The sequence below is a fragment of the Longimicrobium sp. genome (genome assembly GCF_036554565.1).
Taxonomy (GTDB): Bacteria; Gemmatimonadota; Gemmatimonadetes; order Longimicrobiales; family Longimicrobiaceae; genus Longimicrobium.
In genome coordinates this window covers 1-3,824 of the sequence record NZ_DATBNB010000238.1, presented here as the reverse complement: position 1 = coordinate 3,824, position 3,824 = coordinate 1, and the positions used below count along the sequence as shown (strand labels likewise).

Here is a 3,824-nt window from a genome sequence, read left to right as displayed (position 1 = left end):
GTTCCTGGATCCGTCTTAGATCACGCGGAGGCGCGGAGGACGCGGAGAACTGCGGAGGCGTGTCGGCTGTTCCTCCGCGCTCTCCGCGCCTCCGCGTGAGACCCAAGATCGTACGAGGAGAGACATAGCAAAGGGGCGCATCCAAGCTGAGGATGCGCCCCTTCGTGTTCGATACACGCGGATCAGTCGCGACGGCCTCGGAACGGCCGATCGGTGCCGCCGTACTCGCCGCGCGGCCTGCGCGGCCGCGGCGCCTCGCCGAAGTCGCCCCGCGGACGGCGCGACTGGGCATCGGCGGCGGAGCCGCGGTCCTCGCGGGAGCGGCGGACCGCCACGGGACGCCCACGGATGCTGGCCTGCGACAGCTTGTTCACGATGTCGTCGGCGTCGTTCTCGTCCACGTCCACCAGCGTGAACTGGTCGGTGATCTCGATGGCGCCAATGCGGTCGCCCGGCACGTTCGCCTCGCCCGCGATGGCGCCCACGATGTCCGCCGGCCGGATGCCGCGCCGCCGCCCGATGCCGATGTACAGCGTGGTCTTGTTGCCGGAACTCCGGCCTCCGCCGCCGCCGCCACCGCCGGACTCCGCGCGATCCACCCGTCCGCGCGGCCCGCGCGACTCACGATCACCGCCGCGGTCCGGACGCCCCTCGAACTCCGGGATCTCCACGTCGGACCCCTGCAACTCCTCGGTCCCACGTCCCGCCGCGGCCACGCTCAGCGCCGCGGCCGCCACTTCCGCCGCGTCGAACTCCGCCAGCAACGGCCCGATCACCTCGCGGAAGGGCTGCAGCGCATCGCCCGTGGCCAGCGCGTCGCGCACCGAATCGGCCAGGCGCGCGCGCCGGCGTGCCTTCACCTCGCCCGGGCGCGGCACCTTGGCGTGCTCGATGGACTGCCCGGTGGTGCGCTCGATGGCCTTGAGAAGGAAGCGCTCGCGCGGAATCACCAGCGTGATGGCCGTGCCTTCGCGGCCCGCGCGGCCCGTGCGCCCGATGCGGTGGACGTACACCTCCGGGGTCTGCGGGATGTCGTAGTTCACCACATGGCTCACGTGCTCCACGTCCAACCCGCGCGCCGCCACGTCGGTGGCGATCAGCAGGTCGGCGGAGCCCTGGCGGAACTTGCCCATCACCCGGTCGCGCTGGCCCTGCGCCAGGCCGCCGTGAAGCGCCTCGGGGTGGTATCCGCGCACGCCCAGCGCCTCGGTCAGCTCGTCGACCTCGCCGCGCGTGCGGCAGAAGATGATGGCCGAGGTGGGGGCCTCCAGGTCCAGGATGCGGGCCAGCGCCTCAAGCTTGTGCTGGCGCGGCACCAGGTACGCCGCCTGGCGCACGAGGGGCGTTTCCAGCCGCTCGCGCTCGATGGTGACGCGCTCCGGGTCGCGCAGCGCCTTGCGCGCCAGGTCGGCGATGCGGGGCGGGAAGGTGGCGGAAAAGAGCGCCGTCTGCCGCTCGGCCGGAAGCTCCTCGATGATGGCTTCGATGTCTTCGATGAAGCCCATGTCCAGCATCTCGTCGGCCTCGTCGAGCACCAGGTACTGCGTGCTGGAAAGGTCCAGCGAGCGGCGGCGGATGTGGTCCAGCAGCCGCCCGGGGGTGCCCACCACCACGTTCACCCCGCGCCGCAGCTCGCGCAGCTGGCGCGTGATGTCCTGGCCGCCGTACACCGCCAGCACCGACACGCCACGCTTGGCGCCGTACCGGTGCATGGCCTCGGCCACCTGCACCGCCAGCTCGCGCGTGGGCGCCATCACCAGCGCCTGCACCCCGCGCACGGAGGCGTCGATGCGCTGCACGATGGGCAGCGCGAACGCCGCCGTCTTGCCCGTGCCCGTGGCCGCCCGGCCGATCATGTCGCGGCCGGCCAGCAGCACGGGAATGGCGCGCACCTGGATGGGCGTGGGCTCCTCGTAGCCCAGCCCTTCCAGGGCAGCCACGATTTCAGGTTCCAGCCCGAGGTCCGCGAACGACGGGTGTATGACTTCGATCTCTTCCGGCATCTGTCCGTTCCTGTATCGTTCTCCCGGCCTTCAGTAACCCACGGCGCCCACGTCGGGCTCGCGGGCAAAGGCGCCGAACGCCTCTGCCGGGTCTTCGTGCTGCTCCAGAAATCCTCGCAGCCGCCGGAACGACATGCGCAGGGTCCGCTCGCGCAGCAGCGAGTCGGGGTCTACCGGCGGCTCCAGCCACTCGGGACGGTACTTGTCGGTCGTGGCGAAGTCGGGGGCGTTGTCCAGCCGCTCGGGCGGCTGCACGCCCAGCCCGGAGCGCACCAGCTCGAAGCCGAGCACGGGATCCAGCCCCTCGGCCTGCGCCACGTCGTACAGCATTTCGGCCAGTTCCGGGGCCATCCCCACGTTCACCGCCTCCTGCACCACGTCGATGCGGCGGCGGCTGACCTCCTCCGCGTCGAGCCCGGTCGCGGCCGCATCCAGCAGCCCGCGCGGGTCGCCGAACCAGGTGTCTTCGGCGCGCCGCCGCCGGCGCCGCTCAAGATACGCGTCGAGAGCGTGTTCCGCTCGTTGCTCGTCCGTCATCTCCCGCCCCGTCTGGTCCACTCTGCCTCCCATGTGCTCGGATTCCGATCCCGTGCACGGGCGCAAGCAGCGGACCAGCGCGGGCGGAAGGGACGCAAAACAGAAAGGCGGCCCCGTGGCCGCCCTCATTTCGAGTAGTGGTAACGTACTGGCAATGCGCTCCAGAGTTCTCCATACCACCAATCTCGCATTCCGTTCCGTCCGTCCACTCGACGTCCCGTGTTAAACGCTGAACTCATACGTGTCCCGAAGCGTGCGGCGCGGCGCCAACGCGTGTTCATCCTGTCCACGTACGCTGCTCCAGAACCCTTGTGCAGCGAACCCCACCCCTGCATTACTGCCGTTCACACAGTCCGCTTCCGCGCTTGGCCCCGGAACAGCGGCCTTGTCAGCACATAGTCTATAGCTTATAATAGACGGGTGGGGGAGATGAACGACGACTGCGTGGTCTACTGGATCGAGGCTGCCCAGAAGGAACTACGCGTTCTTGCCCGGCGCGACGCTCGGCGGGCGGAAATACTCCGCCAAGTGGCGAAGCGCGTCGAAGAGAACGGGTGGATACTTTCCGCAAAGTCCGCCCTCGTGCAAGTGCTGCGCGGGGACGAGTGTGTCGGTGAGTTGCGGGACGTCGCGGGTGGGTACCGGCTTTTCATGTTCTGGTACGACACGCCCGGGGCGCGGGAGATCTGGGTGTGCCGCATCATTCCCAAGCGCGATGTTGTGAGTCACCGGCGGTTGAGCGACATCTGCGATGCCGTCGCGCTGGTCCGGAAGCGTTTCCTGGAGGAGGCAGAGTGATGTTCGATCGCGAGGCATCCAGCACCGACGCCGTATTTGAGCGACTTCACAGGGAGAATCCCGAGATCGAGGAAGCCGAGAAGACGGCGGGCAGCAAGCTCCTCGTTGCGAGCAACGTGCTGCGCCTGCGGGTGCAGCGCGGGATGACGCAGAAGCAGCTCGCCGCGGCCCTCGGCGTGAAGCAGCCCCGCATCGCGCAGATCGAGGGCGCTGAGGCCAACCTTGGACTCGAGACGCTGGACGCGCTCGCTCGTGTGTTCGGCGTGGATACGGCTGCGCTCTTCGCGAGCGACGAGGTGCGGGCGTCCGCGAAGCCTGCACGAACACCCGCGAAAGCCAAGACGGGCGTGTGACGCGAAGTGCGCGGCGGGGACGAATCCGATTGGCTTGCTTTTATTTCGAGTAGTGATAGCGCGCTGAAAGCAGCTTGATCCGGTCGGGAAGCACCTCGTACACCAGCCGGTGCTCCTGATCGATACGGCGGGA

5 protein-coding genes are annotated in these 3,824 nt (G+C 69.0%); 2 read left to right on the top strand and 3 right to left on the bottom strand.

The genetic code is table 11. From position 1 onward, the window contains the following. Positions 1-182 precede the first annotated feature (182 nt). Both VIB55_RS06510 and VIB55_RS06505 read right to left on the bottom strand, forming a co-directional pair. Complete coding sequence (locus VIB55_RS06510; RefSeq protein ID WP_331875858.1) at positions 183-2,003, bottom strand: DEAD/DEAH box helicase; 1,821 nt, start codon at positions 2,001-2,003, stop codon at positions 183-185. 30 nt (positions 2,004-2,033) lie between these two features. After that, positions 2,034-2,561: a hypothetical protein gene (locus tag VIB55_RS06505; protein ID WP_331875857.1), complete on the bottom strand. Its 528-nt coding sequence runs from the start codon at positions 2,559-2,561 to the stop codon at positions 2,034-2,036. A 399-nt stretch (positions 2,562-2,960) separates the two neighbouring features. Here VIB55_RS06505 and VIB55_RS06500 point away from each other — a divergent pair, with 399 nt between their 5' ends. Next, positions 2,961-3,338, top strand: coding sequence for a hypothetical protein (locus tag VIB55_RS06500; protein WP_331875856.1), 378 nt, complete (start codon positions 2,961-2,963; stop codon positions 3,336-3,338). Next, entirely contained in the window at positions 3,338-3,691 is a 354-nt protein-coding gene (locus VIB55_RS06495) for a helix-turn-helix transcriptional regulator (RefSeq protein WP_331875860.1), read from the top strand. Before VIB55_RS06500 ends, VIB55_RS06495 begins: the two co-directional genes overlap by 1 nt. Before the next feature lie 40 nt (positions 3,692-3,731). Here the strand turns inward: VIB55_RS06495 and VIB55_RS25450 are convergent, their stop codons facing one another. Continuing rightward, on the bottom strand, positions 3,732-3,815 hold the full coding sequence (locus VIB55_RS25450) for a type II toxin-antitoxin system YoeB family toxin (RefSeq protein ID WP_349262996.1): 84 nt from the start codon (positions 3,813-3,815) through the stop codon (positions 3,732-3,734). Between the last annotated feature and the right edge of the window lie 9 nt (positions 3,816-3,824).